Source organism: Chromohalobacter marismortui, from assembly GCF_004364315.1.
Lineage (GTDB): Bacteria > Pseudomonadota > Gammaproteobacteria > Pseudomonadales > Halomonadaceae > Chromohalobacter > Chromohalobacter marismortui.
In genome coordinates, this window is sequence record NZ_SOBR01000001.1 from 337,989 (window position 1) to 357,290 (window position 19,302).

Below are 19,302 nucleotides of genomic sequence, written 5' to 3' on the forward strand. Positions count from 1 at the left end.
TAACGATTACATGCCAAGCGCACTTGGGAGCACGCTCATGACGCATGCGGTCATCACCGGCACGGGGCTCTATACGCCTCCTAATGTCATCGACAATGCGACGTTGGTGGCGTCGTTCAACGCCTGGGTGGATCGCGAGAACGCGCGCCATTACGAGGCGATTCGTGACGGACATCGCCAGCCACTCGAGCACTCGAGCAGCGAGTTCATCGTCAAGGCGTCGGGGATTCATAGCCGTCATGTGGTCGAGGCGGCGGGTATCCTCGATCCCGACCGCATGCGACCGCAACTGGCACCACGCGGTGATGATGCGCTCTGTATTCAGGCCGAAATGGGCGTGGCGGCAGCGCGCCAGGCACTGTCCAATGCCAAGATCTCGCCCGAGACCCTGGATATGGTGATCGTGGCCTGCTCCAACCTGCAGCGTGCATATCCGGCCATTGCCGTGGAGTTACAGGCGGCGCTGGGGGCCGGCGGACATGCCTTCGACATGAACGTGGCGTGTTCGAGCGCCACCTTCGCCATCGATCTGGCCAACAATGCGATCCGTGCCGGTAGCGCCAGGCGCGTCTTGGTAGTGAGCCCGGAAATCTGCTCGGCGCACCTCAACTTCCGCGACCGTGATAGTCACTTCATCTTCGGTGATGCGTGCACGGCGGTGGTGCTGGAGGCCAATGACGTGGCGTGTGCCGAGGCACGTTTCGAGGTCATGAGCACGCGTTTGGTGACGCGTTTCTCGAACGCGATTCGCAACAATTTCGGCTTTCTCGACCGCGTCACCGAGCACGGGGTCGATGCCGAGCCGGCGTTCGTTGCCGACAAACTGTTCGTGCAGGAAGGGCGTCGGGTTTTCAAGGAAGTATGCCCGCTGGTGGCCGAGTTGGTCGGTGGGCATCTCGAGGCGCAGAATGTGGCGCCTAGCGACCTCAAGCGGCTGTGGCTGCATCAGGCCAATCGCCACATGAATGACTTGATCGCCCGGCGCGTGCTGGGCCGCGAGCCGAGCCTTGCCGAGGCGCCGGTGATACTCGACCGCTATGCCAACACCAGTTCCGCCGGCTCGATCATCGCCTTCCACCTGCATCGCGATGACTTGGCCGTGGGCGATGTGGGGGTGGTCTGTTCGTTCGGAGCGGGCTACAGTGCGGGCAATATATTATTGCGTAAGGTGAAAGCTTGATGAAGACGACCAAGTGGCTGGCCGTGGGATGCATGGTAGCGGCGGTAAGCGGCTGCGCGTCACAAGGGCAGATCGACGCCAATCCCGACGATCCATGGGAGAGTTACAACCGCAAGGTCTTTGCGTTCAATGACACGCTGGACCGATATGCGTTGAAACCCATCGCCCAAGGGTATGACTACGTCGCCCCCGAACCGGTTGAGACCGGGGTGGGCAATTTCTTCAGCAACCTCGGCGAGATCGGTACCGCATTCAATAGCGTATTGCAGTGGAAGTGGGCCAATGCCGGCGTGGCGTCCGGGCGTTTTGTGATCAATTCCATTCTCGGCATCGGTGGGGTCCTCGATCCGGCCTCGCGCATGGGACTCGAAGAACGCGAAGAAGATTTCGGCCAGACGTTGGCTACCTGGGGCGTCGCGTCAGGGCCCTACGTGGTGCTGCCGGTGCTCGGCGGCCGGACGCTGCGTCATGCCTCGGGACTCCCCGTGGACTGGTACACCGACCCGGTCACCTATGTCGAGGAAGATCCGGTACGCTACGGCCTGAGGTTCGTCGATCTCGTCGATACGCGGGCGGGACTTCTCGAGCGCGAGAAGCTGATTCGTGGCGACCGCTACAGCTTCATTCGCGACGCGTATCTGCAACGCCGGCGTTACATGGTCAACGATGGCGAGACGGGGAGAGACCCCTTTGCCAGCGGTGATTTCGGCGACGATTTCGAATACGACGAAGACGCCTTCGCCGAGTGATCCAGAGGCCCGCTATGGCCAACTCACGTACTCTGATCGGTCTACTCGACACGCCCGGTGCATCGCGCGATGCGCTGGCGCGTCTTATTGGCAGAGAGCACTTTGCCGTCTTCGCGGCGGTGTCCGCCGACGCGTTACCCGACGATGTCGCCTTGGTGGTGGCCCATGTGAGGGCGGTCGAACGGGGCGACTGGGCGATGTTGGCCGCGCGCTGGCCGACTATCGTGATCAGCGAAACGCGTCTCGATGGCGATCTGCTGCAGGCTGTCGACGCTGGGGTGGTCGATTACCTGGTCGAACCGGAAGGTCATGGCGATATCCTGCGTCGTCTGATCGAGCGTTCCATCGAGCATCACCGATTGAGCCAGGAGCATGCGCGCGATCGCCAGCGTCTGGCCGAGCTCAATGAAAGCTTGGAAACCCACCTGGCCATGCTGCGGCTTGATCAACAGGCTGGCTGGCAGATCCAGCGCAAGCTGTTGCCCGCGAATCCGGTGACGTTGAATGGCGTGAGGGCCGAGTATTACTTGGCACCGTCGCTCTATCTTTCGGGCGATTTTCTTGACGTGCAGCGCTGTGATGCACGCTACAGTTTCTTTTATTTCGTCGACGTCTCGGGGCATGGGGCGTCTTCAGCTTTCGTGACCGTGCTGCTCAAGTACCTCAGTAATCGTTGGCTGACGCAATGGTGGTCGCAGGAAGCCGCGACCTTCCCCGCGCGGTGCCTGACGGAGCTCAATCGCGAGCTGCTGGAGACGGGCATCGGCAAGCATGCCACGGTGTTTGCCGGGGTACTTGACCATGAGCAACACTATCTCCACTATTCGCTCGGCGCGCAGATGCCAATGCCTTTCTTGCAAGTGGGCGGTGATGTCAGCGTGCTCTCGGGCGAGGGGCCGCCCGTGGGGTTGTTTCCCCATGTCGAGTTCCCCACCTATGGTTGTTCATTGCCGGAACGATTCCGTTTGTGGCTATGCTCCGACGGCATCCTGGAATGCCTGCAAGGTGACACGCTCGATCAGCGTCTCGATGCCTTGCAAGGCAGGATTGCCTCGTGCGCGTCGGTAGATGCGTTGAAAGATGGGCTCGTGCTGGGCGATGAATTGCCGGATGATCTCACCATGATGACTTTGAGTGGATTCGACCATGCATGAAGGGCGTATTCAGGCAGCGTTCGACGCTGGCGTGTTCGTGCTCAAGCTCAGTGGTGACGTGCGTCTGACGCTGTGTGCGACGCTTGATCAGCAGGCACAGCGAGTGGCCGATAGCCCGGGCCTGGAGGCGGTGATGATCGACCTTCGAGAAGCCACCAATGTCGATTCCACGGCCTTGGGGTTTCTGGCCAAGGTGGCCATGGCCGTTCAGGGCCGGCTCGAGCAACCACCGACCATCGTCGCCGAGCATCCCGACGTGCGCCGGATGCTCGATGTGATGGGCTTTTCGCGCTATTTCACGCTGCTCGATGCACCGCTCACCGAGCCGGCGAGTCTCGACGAGTTGCCGCCGGTGAGCGCCGACGCGCATGACATGCAGCAGCGCATCCTCGAAGCCCACCGTATTCTCATGCGCATGAGCGATCACAATCGCGATGAGTTCCAGCCCCTGGTCGATCTGCTCGAAGAGCAGCAGACATGCTCCAGGACGCACCACTGACGGTATCGGTAAGCGCCGACCGGTGCGTCCCTGTCAGTGACGCGTCCTCAGGTGGCGGCGGCCAAGGCGGGAGCGGCCGTGTCCTGTCTGCCAGGGGGCGTGTCCGTTTCGCGTATCGCCGGCACGTGTGACACAGGGGCATCGTCCGCGTCGAGAACGAACTCGCTCACCGAGGCATGCAGTCGTGTGGTTTCTGCGCCCAGTTGAGTCGCGGCTTGCGTCGCTTGCGTGGCCATGGCGGCATTGCCTTGCGTGAGTTGTTCCAGTTGCTCGATCGCGCGGTCGATCTGTGCGATGCCCTGATGCTGTTCCTGGCTGGCATCGGCGATGTCGCGCATGAGTTGCGCCGTCTGCTCCACCGAGGCGACGAGCTCACCGATGGTGGCACCGGTCTGCTGCACGCGTTGACTGCCGACCTCGACATCGCGCCGGGCGTTGTCGGTCAGGGTACGGATATCGCGGGCGGCCTCGGCGCTCTGGCTGGCGAGGCGCCGCACTTCGTTGGCCACCACCGAGAAGCCGCGTCCATGTTGACCGGCGCGGGCCGCCTCGACCGAGGCATTGAGCGCCAGCAGATTGGTCTGGAATGCCAGCGAGTCGATCATGGCGACGATGTCCTCGACCTGGCGCGAGCCGGCACGGATGCTTTCCATGCTGGTGGTAACCTGCGCCACGGCTTCCTGACCCCGCTCGGCGGACTGCGAGGCCGTGGCGGCCAGGGTCACGGCTTGTTCGGCATGCTCGGCATTGCGTCCCACGGTGGCGGTGAGCTGCGCCATGCTGGCGGCGGTTTCTTCCAGGGCGGCGGCTTGCCGATCGGTGCGCGAGGCCAGGGCCTGACTGTCTGCGGCGATGCGCTGGGTATCGTCATGGATCGTCTGGCTGCTGGTACGCACCGCACCGACGTTGGCGGCGAGACGCTGGCGCATGCCGTCGAGCGCCTCGAACAGGCGGCGGATGTCGCGTTGTCCACGCGCAACGACGGGATGATCCAGGCGCCCCTCGGCGATGTGGTCGAAGTGTTCGCGCAATCCGTTGAGGGGCGTTACCACGCGACGTGTCACGCCCCACATGACCAGCGCAATGGCGATCAAGGATGCCAGGATTGCCGCGCCGATCAACATGCGCAGGCCGTCGGCCATGACGCCGACATCATTCACCAGGGTCGCGCCGCGCTGCTGGCTGGCGGCCATGAAGGCATCGGCGCTTTTCATGAAAGCGGCATTCATGCCGTTCAAGCGCGACTGGCCGGAACGATAGCCACTGAGATCGCGTGCCGCATCGTCACCGGCGGCGAGACGTGCGTTGGCTTCTTTCAGCTGTATCAATTGCAGGGACATGCCGGTGTCGAGCAACGATTGGAAGCGTTGACCCAGGGTATCGAGCGCTGGAGAAGAGGCCGTGGGCGCGAGGCGTTCGAAGGCCTCCTTGGCTTGGCCCATCAAGGCCTCGGCCTGCTCGATGACCGGTCCTGGGGCATCGAATGATGGCCGCTCGATCAGCGATGCGGCACGGTTCATGGCCAGTTGGGCGCGCAGGGTGTCGACGTAGACGTCCTCGAGCACGGCGGTGCGTTCGGCATTGAGGCGATCGAGCGTATCGAAGGCGTCTTGACTGACCTGCAATGCATATCCCCCCAATAGGCCGACGGTAATCATCATCAGGCTGAACGCGCCCATTACCAGCATGCTGATGGCGCGGATCGTCAAGGGCGGTAGGCGGCGAGGCAAGGAAACGCGCATGGTGTCAATCCCTATTTTTTCTGATGTCACGAGAGTCGCACTGGCGATGTCTGCGTGCGAAGCGGCTAACATGATGACCCGGGATTGTTGCGGTTTGCGGACACCGCGTCGTCGCTCGGTCCTCAGCGAAGGCGTAATCGGCTATGATGAGCACACTAGCCATTAGCCTTCTTCATGAGCGCGTGCCGCCACATCAGGGCGCCAGCACGGCGATGTTTTTCGGGAGATTTCGTGACTCAACTCAATGCGCGACGTTTGGCGCTGTTAGTAGCGGCCAATACCGCCCTGGCGCCTTTTGCCATCGATGCCTACTTGCCTGCCATCCCCACGCTTGCCGACGCGGTGAATGCCAGCGTGCATCATACCGAGCTGTCGCTTAGCGTATTCCTGTTCGGGTTCGCTATCGGGCAACTGATGTGTGGGCCCCTGTCCGATCGCTTGGGACGCCGTCCGGTGCTGTTGACAGGCCTGGTCGTGTTCTTGCTCGCCAGTCTGGGCATCATGCAGGTGTCGTCGCTGGAGACGCTATGGGGGCTGCGATTCATCCAGGCGCTTGGGGGCGGGGCCTGCGTGGTCAATTCCGCGGCCATCGTGCGCGATTGCTTCAGCGGCCGCGAGGCCGCCAAGGTGATGTCGACCATGGCGATGATCCTGATGCTGGCGCCGCTGGTGGCGCCCACGGTAGGCAGCGTGCTATTGGGGATCTTCAACTGGCAGTCGATCTTTCTGTTTCTGGCACTGTATGCGGCGTTTTTGCTGTTCTTTTTGGGCACTCGGCTGCCCGAAACTCACGGTCGTGACCCAGACGCGCCGTCGCCACGCCAGGTGCTGGGCAACTATGTCAGCGTGCTTCGTCACCGCGAGGCGATGGGGTACATATGTGCGGTGTCGATGTCTTTTGCGGGCATGTTCGCGTTCATCACCGGCTCGCCGTACCTGTACATGGAGCATTACGGATTATCGGCGACGATCTATCCGTTCGTGTTCGGGGCCAATATCCTGGTCATGGCGTCCTCCAACCGCCTCAACATTCATCTGTTGAAGAAGCGGACGCCTCAGCAGAACCTGGTCGTCGGGCTGGGTATTCAGCTATGTGCTGGCGTGGCTCTGGTAGGGCTGATCTTTTCGGGGTTGGATTCGATCTACAGCGTGGCGCCGCTGATGGTTATCTTCGTGGGTATGCAGGGCTTGATCGCACCGAATGCGATGTCGTCGATGCTCGATCACTTTCCGGCCATGAGTGCGACGGCGACGGCCCTGCAGGGCTGCCTGCAATTTTCCAGCGGGGCGTTCGCCGGCATGCTGGTGGGGGCTTTCGAGATCGCCAGTGCCTGGCCGACGGTGCTGACGATGCTGGGCGCCTCGTTGCTCGGCAATATCGGCGTGCGGCTGCTGGCCGGTCGGGCGTTGGGGGCGCAAGAAGAGGCGGCGGTGACGGAGCGTTAGCCGCTGCCGAGACGCACTGTATGCGGTCCGGCCTCGTTGTTTGATATTTGTCATTTCCTGTCATGAAGCTGTCATTTTTGTCGGGCATCTTAGGTGTCGCGAAGGTTGAACACTCTCATCGACAGGAGTTACCCGCATGAACCGTATCCTCAAGACTACCGCGTTGGCCGCTGCCGTAATGGGCGTCGTGGGTGTCGCTCAGGCTCAGGAGCGCGAGCAGTTACGCATCGTCGGTTCCAGCACCGTCTACCCGTTCGCCAGCTACGTCGTCGAGGAATTCGGCGTGACCACTGACTACCAGACGCCTGTCATCGAATCCACGGGCTCGGGTGGCGGTCTCAAGCTGTTCTGCGAAGGCGTCGGCTTGGATACACCGGATATCACCAATGCGTCACGTCGCATCAAGGTGTCCGAGTTCCAGCGTTGCCAGGATAACGGTGTGACCGACATCACTGAAGCCAAGATCGGTTATGACGGTATCGTGCTCGCCGAAGACGCGTCCAATGAGGCGGTCAACTTCACGCGCAAGCAGCTTTTCCTGGCGTTGGCCGCCAAGGTGCCGCAAGACGGCAAGCTGGTCGCCAATCCCTACGAAAAGTGGAGCGATATCGATCCCTCCCTGCCGGATCGCGAAATCGAGGTCTATGGACCGCCGACTACCTCCGGTACGCGTGATGCCTTCGAAGAGCTGGTGATGGAAGCCGGTTCCGAGCATTTCGATATTTACGGCGATGAAGGCTATACCAATATCCGTCAGGATGGCGCTTACATCGACGCCGGCGAAAACGATAACCTCATCGTTCAGCGCCTTCAGGAAAATACCACGGCGTTCGGTATCTTCGGTTACTCCTTCCTCGAGGAAAACCAGGATGCGCTGACGGCCGCGACCATCGAGGGCGTCGAACCGGTTCCCGAGGCGATTGGTTCCGGTGAGTATCCGGTGGCACGTTCGTTGTTCTTCTACGTCAAGAACCAGCATGCCGATAGCGTTCCGTCCATGTATCCCTACGTCAATCTCTTCATGAGCGAGAAGATGATCGGTCCGATGGGCTATCTCAAAGGATTGGGCCTGATTCCGCTTCCGGAAAAAATGCGTGAACAGCAGCGTGAAGATATCGAAAACCGTGAGCAGCTGAAGCTCAGCGATCTGAAATAACCAGTCGTTGGCTCGCTGAAATGACCGGCAGCTCTGGCTGCCGGTCCATTTGCTTGATGGGCCCTGGGGTGATGGCACTCAAGGGAACAATGTTTTTCTGAGAGACTGATATGTCGACGAATATCGTCTTCCTGCTGTTTTGTGCAGTCCTCGTAGGACTCGGTGGAGTAGCTTTCGTCCTGAGCCGGGCAAAGGCCTCGCGTGTACGCGCGTCGGGTACGTTGATGCACGCTCAGCCGGATCAATATGGCTGGTTCGCGGTACTGACCACTGCAGGGCCGGCGCTTCTGGTCAGCGCCCTCGGGGCGTTCGCGCTGCTGTTGCTGGGGGCGGAGATCCCCGTGCTGTATTTATTGGCAGCAGGCCTGATCATCGCGGCGTTGGGACTGGTGCTGGGCTTGAAGCAGGTCCGTCCGGACTTTCACGCGCGGCGCGCCATCGAGAGCGTCATTCGCAAGCTGTTGGCGGCGGCGGCGACGATCTCGATTCTCACTACGCTAGGCATACTGATATCCATCGTCGGTGAGGCGATAAGTTTTTTCCAACTACATAGCTTCTGGGATTTCGTAACCGGTACCACGTGGAACCCGGGAGCAAGTTTCCTCTCCGCCGCCGGCCGTGGCGATGAAGGGGGGAGTGCCGCCCAGTTCGGATCGGTCCCGCTCTTTGCCGGTACCTTCATGATCACGCTGATCGCCATGTTGGTGGCGATTCCCTTCGGCTTGGGCGCGGCCATTTATATGGTCGAGTTTGCGCCGCTGACGGTGCGTAAAGCCGCCAAACCGGTCCTGGAAGTGCTGGCGGGGATTCCCACCGTTGTCTATGGCGTCTTCGCGGCCTTGACCGTGGCACCGTTGGTGGTGGATATCGCGGGGCTGTTCGGACTCGATGCCTCGTATTCCAATGCGTTGGCCCCGGGGCTGGTGATGGGCATCATGATCATTCCGTTCATTTCCTCGCTCTCCGACGATGTCATCAACTCGGTACCCAGTAGCCTGCGCGAAGGCGCCCTGGCACTGGGAATCACCAAAGGGGAAATGGTACGCAACGTGGTGGTGCCGGCGGCGGCACCGGGCATCATCTCGGCTTCGTTGCTGGCCGTCTCTCGTGCCCTGGGCGAAACCATGATCGTGGTCATGGCGGCCGGCATGCGCCCTAACCTGACGGCCAATCCACTGGAAGACATGACCACCGTCACGGTGAGCATCGTGGCGGCTTTGACCGGTGATCAAGAATTCGGCAGTGCCCAGACGCTTTCCGCCTTTGCCCTGGGACTGGTGCTGTTCATCGTGACGCTGACGCTGAATATTGTCTCAGTGATCATGATTCGTCGCTTCCGTGAGAAGTATCGCGTCAACAACCTGTAATCCGATAGGTCGAGAGCATGAGCCAATCGTTCGAAGAGATTTCCGCGCAGCTCAAGAAACGCCACCGGCGTTCGGCGCGCATGAAATGGCTGACCATGGGCGCCTTGATCCTGTCGGCAGCATTTCTCGTCGTCTTCATTTCCGACATGGTAGTACGTGGTTGGCCCGCGTTTCAGCAGGCGCAGATTCAGGTCGATGTCACCTACAACGAGCAGTCCAAGGAAATACCCTTGGCCGCTGTCAGCGAAGAATTTCGGCCACTGGTGTCACGCGGGTTCTTCCGCATATTGCCGCTGCGGATGGAAGATAATCCGGCATTGATGGGGACGACGAAAACCCAATGGGTGATTGCCGATAGTCCCGTCGATCAATACCTAAAGGGTAACAAGAACGAACTGAGCAGTTCGCAAAGGAACGTGGTCGACAAGCTGGTGAAGCAAGGACGTGCGGAGCTCAAGTTCAATACGACGTTCTTCACCACGGGTGACTCCAAGATGCCGGAGCTGGCGGGGATCGCCGCAGCGGCCATCGGCACGATGATGACCATGCTGGTCACCATGGCGGTATGCTTTCCCATCGGGGTCATGACAGCCGTCTATCTCGAGGAATTCGCCCCTGACAACAAGCTGACCCAGATCATCGAAATCAATATCAACAACCTGGCGGCCGTCCCTTCCATTCTGTTCGGCTTGCTGGGGCTGGCAATTTATATCAGCTTCTTCGGAGTGCCGCGTTCATCGCCGCTGGTGGGCGGCTTGACCCTGGCGCTGATGACGCTGCCGGTGATCATCATTTCGACGCGCGCAGCGCTTCGCAGTGTGCCGGATAGTATCCGGCATGCGGCATTCGGTGTGGGATGCTCGCGTTGGCAGGTGGTACGAGATCACGTGTTGCCGGTATCGCTGCCGGGCATTCTGACAGGGTCGATCATCGGTCTGGCTCAGGCGATGGGGGAAACCGCGCCACTGATCATCGTGGGCATGGTGGCGTTCATTCCCGAGGCCTCGATGACGCTGACGGATGCCTCGACCGTCATGCCGGCGCAGATCTTTACCTGGGCCAGTCAGCCGGAGGCGGCGTTTGCCGAGAAGACAGCGGGCGGCATCCTGGTGCTGCTGGCGGTGCTGATCTTCCTCAATGCGCTCGCCGTTTGGCTACGCAACAAATTCGAACGCCGCTGGTAAGCGACTTCTGACAGGACTCATTGCCATGAACGATACGACGCTGCAAAACTTTCAGACCGCCGATGAGACGTCCTCGACGTCGCCGGATGCTGGACGCGAGTCCCAAAGTGACGCCCCGACGCCCGACAAGGGGCAACCGGTGACGCATAACGAAAACATCGAGGAAAATCTGAGCGTGCGGGTGCGCGACCTCAGTCTTTGGTATGGCAATCATCAGGCGCTCAGCGACATCAATATCGATATCTTTGCCAATACCGTCACGGCCTTGATCGGTCCCTCTGGCTGCGGCAAGTCGACCTTCCTGCGCTGCCTCAACCGCATGAACGATTTGATCAACACGGTGAGCATCAAAGGGTTGGTGGAAATGGACGGGCACGATGTCAACGCCCGCGGCATGGATGAAGTGGCTCTGCGCCGCCGCGTGGGCATGGTGTTCCAGAAGCCGAACCCGTTTCCCAAGTCGATTTATGAAAACGTGGCATACGCACCACGCATGCATGACATGGTCAGCCGCAAGGCCGACCAGGACGAGCTGGTGGAGCGTGCGTTGCGCGATGCGGGGCTGTGGAACGAAGTCAAGGACAAGCTGCACGAGCCGGGAACATCGCTCTCAGGCGGTCAGCAGCAGCGTTTGTGCATCGCCCGGGCCATCGCCGTGCAACCGGATGTGATCCTGATGGACGAGCCGACCTCGGCGCTCGACCCCATCTCCACGGCGACCATCGAAGACCTGATGGACAAGTTGAAGCAGGACTTCACCATCGTTACCGTGACCCACAACATGCAGCAGGCGGCACGCGTGGCGGATTACACGGCGTTCTTCCATCTCGGCGAGATGATCGAGTACAACGCCACCAAGCAGATGTTCTCCAACCCGCATACCAAGAAGGCGGAGGACTACATCACCGGTCGTTACGGCTGATGGCCAGATAACGCGAATGACCTCAAGGGGCGCTTCGGCGCCCTTTTTTTGTGATTAAGACGATATAGTAGAGGCAGGCGTTGGTAGTATCCATGCGGCATGGCCTGACGCTTTATGCGTTTGGGGGACGACGAAGTAGGCAGGCAGGAAAGTCGTCAGGCCCGGTAGGCAGGAAAAGCGCTATTGCGCGCAGTCGATGCACTTGAGCGTGGCGTAATCAAGGGTTAGCCGCTTGGCTGAGATCCATTCACCGCATTCGATGCATTCGCCGTACGTATCATCGTCGATGCGTTTGAGGGCGAGATCGATGAAACGAATGCTTGCCTCGCGGCGTTGCTGGGTCGCCTTGGCCATGGCCTGGGATTGCATGGCATCCATGCGCGTCAGCCGTCCATTGGCGGTCTGATCGAGTTCGACGACGTCCCGACTCTGCGCGCTTTCTCGTCCTTCATCGAGCAATTGCTGGCGCTTGCTTTCCAGTTGATGGCGAACCGTCGCCATGTCGAGATCGGGGTGGTTCATGGCCGCACCTCCCTGCGTTGTTCGCGTACTTGCCGTGTCAAAGGCCCCCAGGCCAGCAAGAAACCAATGCAGACCATGACGATCATCATGATCAAAATGCCGGTGAAGGAAATGCCCGGGTCGAGCATAATGCCGAAGGTCGCCGGTGCCAGGCCCGAGGCGAATACCATGCCTGCCACGAAGATCGAGCGCAGACGCCCCAGGTGTTCGCTGCCCCAGAACTGGATAAGCAGACTGGTGACCGTCGGTTCCTGCATTCCCGTCACCATGCCTGAAAGCAGCATATAGGCCAAGATCCCCCAAGCATTATGCAGGATGATGCGTGGATCACCTTCCTGTCGGTGAGTTGAATGGGATTACGACGTGATGCGCTGGTACCCGCCGAGGACGCCCGGCTTGGCGAGCACCCACTGCCACAGCTGAATGTCGCGGGCTCGAAAGGCCGCCGCGCAGGACAGCAGGTAGTAGCGCCACATGCGGTAGAATTCGTCGCCGTAGCGAGCCCTGAACTGCGGCCAATGATGCTCGAAGTTTTCCTTCCAAGCCATCAGCGTCTTGTCGTAATCGGCACCGAAGTTGTGAAGATCCTCGGTGACGAACAACCCACCGGCCGCGTCGCCGATCTGGCCGATGGACGGCAGGTCACCGTTGGGGAAGATGTACTTGTCGACCCATGGGTCCGGCGTGCTTTCGCGGACGTTCTTGCCGATGGTATGCAGCAGGAAAAGGCCGCCTTCCTTGAGGCAACGATGGGCGACTTCCATGTACTCGCGGTGATTCTTGCGGCCCACGTGCTCGAACATGCCGATGCTGATGATGGCGTCGAACTGCTCGTCGATCTCGCGATAGTCCTGAAGCCGAAATTCCACGGGAAGTCCCTTTTTCATCAAGGACTTCCCGTAGTCGGCCTGCTCGCGCGAGATGGTGAGACCCACGCACTTAACGCCATAGTGCTCGGCGGCGTAGGCCATGAAGCTGCCCCAGCCGCAGCCGATGTCGAGAATGCGCATGCCGGGCTTGAGATCCAGCTTGCGACAAATCAGGTCGAGCTTGGCCTCTTGCGCGGCATCCAGAGTCTCGGCGTCGTGCCAGTAGCCACAGGTGTAGGTCATGCGCTTATCGAGCATCGCGGCGTAGAAGTCGTTGCCCAGGTCGTAATGCGCTTCGCCGACTTTCCAGGCACGTTTCACGCTTTGCAGGTTGGTGAACTTGGCGCGCAAGGCATGAAACACCAGTTTGGAAGGCTGCACGGCCTTGTCGATCTTGGAACGTAGTAGGCGAAAGAAGAACTCGTCGAGGCGTTCGGCGTCCCATTGACCGGCCATGTAGGCTTCACCGAGCCCGAGATTTCCCTCGGCGAGCGCACGATCGAAGACGTCGGACGAATGTACTTGCATGTCCCAAGGGCGCGAGCCGTTGATCTGGATGTCGGCGCGGGCCAGGAGGTCGGCGACGAATCGGTAGCTCTTGTGCTGTTCAAGCGCCTGGTCTGAAGTGGTGGTTTCCTTGAGTGGAGCGTTCACTGCTGATCTTCCTCTTGCTCTTGCTCACGCTTCCAGTGCGTTGGGAAGCTTATGCGGGCTTTTTGATCCTTTTAGGCTAGATGAAGATTATACGCCAATGATACCGTTTGCACGCTACCGAGCTGATAGTTTTTGTGGATCAGCGAATATAAATGAATCTATGAAAAGATGATCGCAAGGTGCCGCGATCACCGCCATGCGCCGTCTATTGCATGCGTCAGCGCGTGACTGCCGATCATTGCGTGTGGCGCGGCAACCCCATTGCCATGCCGGCGCTGGCGGCGACCAGTACCGCGGATACTGCCAGGCAAGGCGCCAAACCGTAGGCCTGATAGACCCAACCGGAGAGGACCGTACCGATGAGTCGCCCCATGGCATTGGCCATGTAGTAGACCCCCACGTCCATGGAGACGCCCTCGGCGCGGGCGAAACGCACGATCAGGTAGCTGTGCCAGCTCGAGTTGATGGCGAAGAGTATACCGAAGGCCAGTAGCCCCGCGATCAACCAGATGACGGTGGTCGCCAGCGGGGTGAAGGCGAGCAGGGCCGGGAGCAGGGCGAGGACCACGGCCAGGAAGACGGTGATGCTGCGCGTATCGCCGTGCAGATGTCGCGTGATGCGCGGGGCCTGGGTCTGAACGCCACCGTAACCGATCACCCAGACGGCCATCAGAATGCCGACGCTCCAGAAGTTCCAGCCATGCTGGTCGTAGAGAAACACCGGCAATGCCACCACGAACCAGATGTCGCGTGAGGCGAACAGGCACAGGCGCGCCGCCGCGAGAACGTTGACCGCGCGCGACGTGGAGAAGACCTCGCGGAACCTGGGCTTGGCCTTCCGGCGCCCCAGGTCGGCACGCAGACGCCATAGCGACAGCCCCAGCACCACGGCCAGCATCAGCCACATGGCGAGTATCGCGCCCTGGAAACCGATCAGTGTCAGCAACACGCCGCCGGCGAAGAAGCCGGCGCCCTTGAGGGCATTCTTGGACCCCGTGAGGATGGCCACCCAGCGATACAGTGCCCCTTGGGCATTGCGGCTGTCCTTGGGGACCAGCACCTTGACCGCACTCTTGGCGCTCATCTTGTTGAGGTCCTTGGCGACCCCCGAGAGCGCCTGGGCAGCCATGACCCAGGGCACCGTCAAGACCGAGGCCGGTACCATCAACATGCCCAGGGCAATCAACTGCAGCCCCAGACCGAGGTTCATGGTGCGGTTGAGCCCCAGGCGAGCGCCGAGCCAGCCACCCACGACGTTGGTGACCACGCCGAAGGCCTCGTAGAACAGAAACAGGAGGGCGATTTCCAGCGGCGAATAGCCGAGCTGGTGGAAATGCAACACCACCAGCATGCGCAAGGCGCCGTCGGTCAGCGTAAAGGCCCAATAATTGCCCGTGACCAGCAGGTACTGGCGTATTTCGAAGGGCAGGGCGCGCAGGCGATGCAGGGTCGTCGTCATGATGATTCCCGGGCGTTGCCGACTTTCAAGGCCAGTTCGGCGGTACGGTTGGCATAGCCCCACTCATTGTCGTACCACGCATAGAGTTTTACCTGGGTCTCGTTGATCACCATCGTCGACAGGGCATCGATGATCGCGCTGCGCGGATCGGTGCGGTAGTCGATCGACACCAGCGGGCGTGTCTCGTAACCAAGAATACCGGCCAGCTCGCCTTCGGCCGCGGCTTCGAGCGCGCCGTTGACTGCGTCGACCGTGACGCCCTGTTCCAGCTCGAGGACCATGTCGGTAAGCGAGGCATTGGCCAGCGGCACGCGTACGGCGTGTCCGTTGAGCTTGCCCTCCAGCTCGGGAAAGATCGCCGTGATCGCCTTGGCCGAGCCCGTGGTGGTGGGAATCAGGCTCATGCCGCAGGCCCGTGACCGTCGCAGGTCGGGGGTGTGGAGAGCGCTCGGGGCGTCGAGGAGCGTCTGGGTATTGGTGATGTCGTGCACCGTGGTCATCGAGCCATGGCGGATGCCGAAGGTGTCGTGAATGACCTTGATCACCGGTGCCAGGCAGTTGGTAGTGCAACTGGCCGCCGTGACGATGCGGTGTCGCTCGGGGACGAAATCGCCATCGTTGACGCCCATCACCACGTTGAGCACCTCGGGGTCCTTTACCGGCGCCGAGACCACGACGCGCGGCACGCCTTGATCGAGGTAGGGCTGCAGCTTGGCGGCCTTGGTCATGGCGCCCGAGGCTTCGATCACCACATCGCACTGGGACCAGTCGCTGTCGGCGAGATCGCGATGGGGGCTGAAGATGATCGGGGTGTCGTCGATGACGAGCGAATCCGCCTCGGCGCGAATGCCCGTGCCGGGAGACCAATGGCCGTGGACCGAATCGAATTCCAGCAGATGGGCGAAGGTCGCCGCGTCGCCGCCGGGATCGTTGATGCGAACGATCTCCAGGGATTGCGTCGCGCGCGACGCCCACAGGACGCGTAGGGCAAGGCGGCCGATGCGCCCGAAGCCATTGATGCCGATGCGTACTGTCATGCGCTGTCTCCTGGTATGAAAGGAAAGGGGGCCGTCGTGGACTCGGCGTGGCATGCCGCCTGACGTTGGCTGGCGGCGCCGGCATCGCCGAGTCGTCGGCAGGCCGCGGTGACCTCCACCGGCGCGGCGTCGCGCGAGGCCTCGAGAATGATCGAGACCCATGTGGGCAGTGTCGGTTCGAGGCGATAGTAGATCCAGGCACCCTGGCGACGCCCGCGCAGCAGGCCGGCACGACGCAGGTAGGCCAGATGGCGCGATATCTTTGGCTGCGGGGCGGCCAGGGCCTGGGTCATTTCGCAGACGCACAGCTCGGACTCGGCGCAGAGCAGCAGCGTCAGCGTCAGGCGCGTCTCGTCGGCGAGACAGCGATGCAAGGCCGCCGGGGTCAGCACTGGCGTGGCCACTGGTTCAGGTCGCCCGAGGCTGGACGTTCAGCCATAGCCGCAAGCGGCCGCGAATTTCCTCGAGGGTCTGGGTATAGGCGCCGTCACGCGGATTGAGGCGTGGGTCCAGGATGTCCCAGAACAGCCGCTCGTCGGTGTTGCCTTGCCAGTCGCGGCAGCGCTGCTGGGCTTTTTCGCAGAGGATGATCACGCTGTCGAAATGCTCGCCGGCATAGGCCTCCAGCGATTTGCTGGCCAGCCCCGTGGTATCGATGCCCAACTCTTCGAGCGCTTGCAGTGCCGCTTGCTGCGGCGCATCGGGCTCGACACCGGCGCTGTAGGCCTCGAAGCGCTGTCCGGCCATGTGACGCAGCAGGGCTTCGGCCATCAACGAGCGGGCCGAGTTGGCGTTGCAGAGAAAAAGAACGCGTTTTTTGCTCATGGGTCAGCCTCTCGGAATATGTGGCTAGACGAATATGCCCTAACGCCATGTCATTTCGATGAATGTGCCGGGCTACATGCCACGCTGATTGACGCGTCGAGAGACCGCTTCGGCACTCTCCTTGCGTTCGGAGTAGCGGTCGGTGAGCAGGTCGCTGCGGTCGCGTGTCAGCACGGTGAACTTCACCAGCTCTTCCATCACGTCGACGATACGGTCGTAGAGCGGCGAGGGCTTCATGCGGTCATCGTCGCCGAATTCCAGAAACGCCTTGGGCACCGACGACTGGTTGGGGATGGTCAGCATGCGCATCCAGCGACCCAGAATGCGTAGCTGATTGACCGTATTGAAGGACTGCGAGCCGCCGCAGACCTGCATGACCGCCAGGGTCTTGCCCTGGGTCGGGCGGACGCCGCCCAGCGCCAGCGGAATCCAGTCGATCTGCGCCTTCATGATGCCGGTCATCGCGCCGTGACGCTCCGGGGAGCACCACACCATGCCTTCCGCCCACTGCGCCAGCTCGCGGAGCTCCTGCACCTTGGGGTGCGAGGCGTCCTCGCTGTCCGGCAAGGGCAGGCCGCGCGGATCGAAGCAGCGTGTCTCGGCCCCCATGGCAGCGAGCAAACGCGCGGCTTCCTCGCTGACCAGGCGACTGAACGCGCGTTCACGCAGCGAGCCATGCAGCAGCAGAATGCGCGGCGGATGCGTGCTGAGTCGAGGCGTCATCAGCGCATCGCCGTCGGGGACGGCGAAAGAGGCGGTGTCGAGATGGGGAAGGTCGTGCATGAACGACTCCTGTGTGGGATAGTCGGGTCAACGTAACTTCTATCGTTGTGCAAATATGGAAACGAATGACGCTCTCAAGGCCTTGTCGGCGCTGGCGCAGCGCACGCGACTGGCGATCTTTCGGCACCTGGTGGGGGTCGGCCCCGATGGCGCCTTCGCCGGCGATATCGCCGAGGCTCTCGGGGTCTCGCCCTCGACGCTCTCCTTCCATCTCAAGGAGCTCGCGCACGCCGGTCTGGTGCATGGCGAATCGCATGGCCGGCATGTTCACTACCGTGCCGATTTCTTGCAGATGCGCGGTCTGATGGATTACCTGACCGCGCATTGTTGTGACGATCAACCCGAGCAGTGTCGATTGCCGGATGACGTCGGCCGTTGCTGATCCCGGGTCTGCCGCTTCATGCCGCGAGCAACTGTAGCCAGGCGGCCAGCGCCAGCAAGGTGACCGTCAGTACGGGGACGGTGAGCACGATGCCCACGCGGAAATAGTAGCCCCAACCGATGGTCATGCCTTTACGTGACAGAACGTGTAGCCACAGCAGGGTGGCGAGACTGCCGATGGGCGTGATCTTGGGCCCCAGGTCGCTGCCGATGACGTTGGCATAGACCATCGCCTGCTGGGTCAGGTCGGTGACGTCGCTGGCGTCGATGGACAAGGCGACCACCAGCACGGTGGGCATGTTGTTCATCACCGAGGAAAGGCCGGCGGCGATGAAGCCGGTGCCCAGCGTGGCGATCCAGGGGCCATGGCCGCCCAGCCATTCCAGACCGCCGGCGATCATGTCGGTCAGCCCGGCGTTGCGCAGGCCATACACCACCAGGTACATGCCCAACGAAAACACCACGATGTTCCAGGGGGCGTCGCGCAAAACCTTGCGAGTGCGGATGTGATGACCGCGCTGGGCGATCACGAACAGGACTAGCGAGCCGATAGCGGCGATCACGCAGACTGGCACGCCCAGCGGTTCGGCCACGAAGAAGCCCACCAGCAAGAGCCCCAGCACCCACCAGCCGGCCTTGAAGACCGCCGGATCGCGAATCGCCTCACGCGGCTTGCGCAGATCGCCGAGGGCATAGGTCGAGGGCACCGCGCGTCGAAAGAACAGGTACAGCATGCCCAGCGATGCCAGCACCGAGACGATATCCACGATCACCATCACCCGCGCGTACTCACCGAAGGCGATGTCGAAATAGTCCGCCGAGACGATGTTGACCAGGTTGGAGATCACCAGTGGCAGGCTGGCGGTATCGGCGATGAAGCCGGCGGCCATCACGAACGCCAGTGTCGCCCCGGCGCTGAAGCCCAGCGCGACGAGCATCTCGAAGACGATCGGGGTGAGGATCAAGGCTGCACCGTCGTTGGCGAAGAACGCCGCGACCCCGGCGCCAAGCAGTACCACCAAAACGAACAGGCGACGCCCCCGGCCGTTGCCCCAGCGGCCGACGTGCAAGGCCGCCCATTCGAAGAAGCCGGCCTCGTCGAGCAGCAGGCTGGTGATGATGATGGCGATGAACGTGAAAGTGGCGTTCCAGACGATCGACCACACGGCGGGAATGTCCGCGGGGTGGATGACGCCGGTGAGCAGCGCGATCAATGCACCGGCGCTTGCGCTCCAGCCGATCCCCAGGCCACGCGGCTGCCAGATGACGAAAATGAGCGTGGCGATGAAGATGGGCAGGGCAAGCAGCATGAGGCGTCCGTCGCGACTATCGAAAAATGACGCTTCTATATTTGAACAATCATGGAAATATTG

At 61.4% G+C, this 19,302-nt stretch carries 20 protein-coding genes; 10 read left to right on the forward strand and 10 right to left on the reverse strand.

Going from position 1 to position 19,302, the window contains the following annotated elements; all coding sequences use genetic code 11:
* Nucleotides 1-37: 37 nt before the first annotated feature.
* From C8E00_RS01480 to C8E00_RS01495, 4 genes are read left to right on the forward strand one after another with little or no spacing between them, the layout of a single operon-like run.
* Complete coding sequence (locus C8E00_RS01480) at nt 38-1,180, forward strand: beta-ketoacyl-ACP synthase III (RefSeq protein WP_133693675.1); 1,143 nt, start codon at nt 38-40, stop codon at nt 1,178-1,180.
* Nucleotides 1,180-1,929 carry an MlaA family lipoprotein gene (locus tag C8E00_RS01485; RefSeq protein WP_133693677.1) on the forward strand — a complete coding sequence of 250 codons (750 nt, stop codon included), beginning with the start codon at nt 1,180-1,182 and terminating at the stop codon, nt 1,927-1,929. Before C8E00_RS01480 ends, C8E00_RS01485 begins: the two co-directional genes overlap by 1 nt.
* A gap of 14 nt (nt 1,930-1,943) precedes the next feature.
* Nucleotides 1,944-3,083, forward strand: coding sequence for a PP2C family protein-serine/threonine phosphatase (locus C8E00_RS01490; RefSeq protein ID WP_133693679.1), 1,140 nt, complete (start codon nt 1,944-1,946; stop codon nt 3,081-3,083).
* The gene (locus tag C8E00_RS01495) at nt 3,076-3,582 is read left to right on the forward strand and encodes an STAS domain-containing protein (protein WP_133693681.1); all 507 of its coding nucleotides are present in this window, start codon (nt 3,076-3,078) and stop codon (nt 3,580-3,582) included. The genes C8E00_RS01490 and C8E00_RS01495 overlap by 8 nt, the downstream gene beginning before the upstream one ends.
* A 47-nt stretch (nt 3,583-3,629) precedes the next feature.
* On the opposite strand, the gene C8E00_RS01500 is transcribed toward C8E00_RS01495, so the two are convergent.
* The gene (locus C8E00_RS01500; RefSeq protein ID WP_166638210.1) at nt 3,630-5,324 is read right to left on the reverse strand and encodes a methyl-accepting chemotaxis protein; all 1,695 of its coding nucleotides are present in this window, start codon (nt 5,322-5,324) and stop codon (nt 3,630-3,632) included.
* A gap of 231 nt (nt 5,325-5,555) precedes the next feature.
* Between C8E00_RS01500 and C8E00_RS01505 the strand changes: the two genes are divergently transcribed.
* From C8E00_RS01505 to pstB, 5 genes are all read left to right on the forward strand, one after another.
* Complete coding sequence (locus tag C8E00_RS01505) at nt 5,556-6,770, forward strand: multidrug effflux MFS transporter (protein ID WP_133693685.1); 1,215 nt, start codon at nt 5,556-5,558, stop codon at nt 6,768-6,770.
* 136 nt (nt 6,771-6,906) lie between these two features.
* Nucleotides 6,907-7,926 carry a PstS family phosphate ABC transporter substrate-binding protein gene (locus tag C8E00_RS01510; RefSeq protein WP_133693687.1) on the forward strand — a complete coding sequence of 340 codons (1,020 nt, stop codon included), beginning with the start codon at nt 6,907-6,909 and terminating at the stop codon, nt 7,924-7,926.
* 110 nt (nt 7,927-8,036) lie between these two features.
* Nucleotides 8,037-9,293, forward strand: coding sequence for a phosphate ABC transporter permease subunit PstC (gene pstC, locus C8E00_RS01515; RefSeq protein WP_133693689.1), 1,257 nt, complete (start codon nt 8,037-8,039; stop codon nt 9,291-9,293).
* 17 nt (nt 9,294-9,310) lie between these two features.
* Nucleotides 9,311-10,477: a phosphate ABC transporter permease PstA gene (pstA, locus tag C8E00_RS01520; RefSeq protein WP_133693691.1), complete on the forward strand. Its 1,167-nt coding sequence runs from the start codon at nt 9,311-9,313 to the stop codon at nt 10,475-10,477.
* A 139-nt stretch (nt 10,478-10,616) separates the two neighbouring features.
* A complete protein-coding gene (gene pstB / locus C8E00_RS01525) occupies nt 10,617-11,399 on the forward strand; it encodes a phosphate ABC transporter ATP-binding protein PstB (RefSeq protein ID WP_133694495.1) in 783 nt (260 codons plus the stop codon).
* Nucleotides 11,400-11,579: 180 nt separating this feature from the next.
* Here the strand turns inward: pstB and C8E00_RS01530 are convergent, their stop codons facing one another.
* The 8 genes from C8E00_RS01530 to arsH form a co-directional block, all read right to left on the reverse strand.
* A complete protein-coding gene (locus C8E00_RS01530; protein ID WP_133693693.1) occupies nt 11,580-11,921 on the reverse strand; it encodes a TraR/DksA family transcriptional regulator in 342 nt (113 codons plus the stop codon).
* A complete protein-coding gene (locus C8E00_RS01535) occupies nt 11,918-12,178 on the reverse strand; it encodes a hypothetical protein (protein WP_133693696.1) in 261 nt (86 codons plus the stop codon). The genes C8E00_RS01530 and C8E00_RS01535 overlap by 4 nt, the downstream gene beginning before the upstream one ends.
* 99 nt (nt 12,179-12,277) lie before the next feature.
* Nucleotides 12,278-13,444 (reverse strand): cyclopropane fatty acyl phospholipid synthase, encoded by a 1,167-nt coding sequence (gene cfa, locus C8E00_RS01540; protein ID WP_133693698.1) that lies wholly within the window; start codon nt 13,442-13,444, stop codon nt 12,278-12,280.
* Between the two features lie 235 nt (nt 13,445-13,679).
* Complete coding sequence (gene arsJ, locus C8E00_RS01545) at nt 13,680-14,903, reverse strand: organoarsenical effux MFS transporter ArsJ (protein ID WP_133693701.1); 1,224 nt, start codon at nt 14,901-14,903, stop codon at nt 13,680-13,682.
* Nucleotides 14,900-15,940 (reverse strand): ArsJ-associated glyceraldehyde-3-phosphate dehydrogenase, encoded by a 1,041-nt coding sequence (locus C8E00_RS01550; RefSeq protein WP_133693704.1) that lies wholly within the window; start codon nt 15,938-15,940, stop codon nt 14,900-14,902. Before C8E00_RS01550 ends, arsJ begins: the two co-directional genes overlap by 4 nt.
* Nucleotides 15,937-16,344 (reverse strand): metalloregulator ArsR/SmtB family transcription factor, encoded by a 408-nt coding sequence (locus C8E00_RS01555; RefSeq protein ID WP_243833079.1) that lies wholly within the window; start codon nt 16,342-16,344, stop codon nt 15,937-15,939. The genes C8E00_RS01550 and C8E00_RS01555 overlap by 4 nt, the downstream gene beginning before the upstream one ends.
* A 4-nt stretch (nt 16,345-16,348) precedes the next feature.
* On the reverse strand, nt 16,349-16,765 hold the full coding sequence (locus C8E00_RS01560; protein ID WP_133693707.1) for an arsenate reductase ArsC: 417 nt from the start codon (nt 16,763-16,765) through the stop codon (nt 16,349-16,351).
* 72 nt (nt 16,766-16,837) lie between these two features.
* Entirely contained in the window at nt 16,838-17,548 is a 711-nt protein-coding gene (arsH, locus tag C8E00_RS01565; protein ID WP_133693710.1) for an arsenical resistance protein ArsH, read from the reverse strand.
* Nucleotides 17,549-17,603: 55 nt separating this feature from the next.
* Here arsH and C8E00_RS01570 point away from each other — a divergent pair, with 55 nt between their 5' ends.
* Nucleotides 17,604-17,930 carry an ArsR/SmtB family transcription factor gene (locus C8E00_RS01570; protein WP_133693712.1) on the forward strand — a complete coding sequence of 109 codons (327 nt, stop codon included), beginning with the start codon at nt 17,604-17,606 and terminating at the stop codon, nt 17,928-17,930.
* Between the two features lie 16 nt (nt 17,931-17,946).
* On the opposite strand, the gene C8E00_RS01575 is transcribed toward C8E00_RS01570, so the two are convergent.
* The gene (locus tag C8E00_RS01575; RefSeq protein WP_133693714.1) at nt 17,947-19,239 is read right to left on the reverse strand and encodes an arsenic transporter; all 1,293 of its coding nucleotides are present in this window, start codon (nt 19,237-19,239) and stop codon (nt 17,947-17,949) included.
* Nucleotides 19,240-19,302 lie beyond the last annotated feature (63 nt).

What these genes read in the sequence shown, in the direction of transcription:
- C8E00_RS01480 (WP_133693675.1), top strand. Translation starts at nt 38, where the DNA reads ATGACGCATGCGGTCATCACCGGCACGGGGCTCTATACGCCTCCTAAT.
- C8E00_RS01485 (WP_133693677.1), top strand. Translation starts at nt 1,180, where the DNA reads ATGAAGACGACCAAGTGGCTGGCCGTGGGATGCATGGTAGCGGCGGTA.
- C8E00_RS01490 (WP_133693679.1), top strand. Translation starts at nt 1,944, where the DNA reads ATGGCCAACTCACGTACTCTGATCGGTCTACTCGACACGCCCGGTGCA.
- C8E00_RS01495 (WP_133693681.1), top strand. Translation starts at nt 3,076, where the DNA reads ATGCATGAAGGGCGTATTCAGGCAGCGTTCGACGCTGGCGTGTTCGTG.
- C8E00_RS01500 (WP_166638210.1), bottom strand. Translation starts at nt 5,324, where the DNA reads ATGCGCGTTTCCTTGCCTCGCCGCCTACCGCCCTTGACGATCCGCGCC.
- C8E00_RS01510 (WP_133693687.1), top strand. Translation starts at nt 6,907, where the DNA reads ATGAACCGTATCCTCAAGACTACCGCGTTGGCCGCTGCCGTAATGGGC.
- pstC (WP_133693689.1), top strand. Translation starts at nt 8,037, where the DNA reads ATGTCGACGAATATCGTCTTCCTGCTGTTTTGTGCAGTCCTCGTAGGA.
- pstA (WP_133693691.1), top strand. Translation starts at nt 9,311, where the DNA reads ATGAGCCAATCGTTCGAAGAGATTTCCGCGCAGCTCAAGAAACGCCAC.
- C8E00_RS01530 (WP_133693693.1), bottom strand. Translation starts at nt 11,921, where the DNA reads ATGAACCACCCCGATCTCGACATGGCGACGGTTCGCCATCAACTGGAA.
- C8E00_RS01535 (WP_133693696.1), bottom strand. Translation starts at nt 12,178, where the DNA reads ATGCAGGAACCGACGGTCACCAGTCTGCTTATCCAGTTCTGGGGCAGC.
- arsJ (WP_133693701.1), bottom strand. Translation starts at nt 14,903, where the DNA reads ATGACGACGACCCTGCATCGCCTGCGCGCCCTGCCCTTCGAAATACGC.
- C8E00_RS01550 (WP_133693704.1), bottom strand. Translation starts at nt 15,940, where the DNA reads ATGACAGTACGCATCGGCATCAATGGCTTCGGGCGCATCGGCCGCCTT.
- C8E00_RS01560 (WP_133693707.1), bottom strand. Translation starts at nt 16,765, where the DNA reads ATGAGCAAAAAACGCGTTCTTTTTCTCTGCAACGCCAACTCGGCCCGC.
- arsH (WP_133693710.1), bottom strand. Translation starts at nt 17,548, where the DNA reads ATGCACGACCTTCCCCATCTCGACACCGCCTCTTTCGCCGTCCCCGAC.
- C8E00_RS01570 (WP_133693712.1), top strand. Translation starts at nt 17,604, where the DNA reads ATGGAAACGAATGACGCTCTCAAGGCCTTGTCGGCGCTGGCGCAGCGC.
- C8E00_RS01575 (WP_133693714.1), bottom strand. Translation starts at nt 19,239, where the DNA reads ATGCTGCTTGCCCTGCCCATCTTCATCGCCACGCTCATTTTCGTCATC.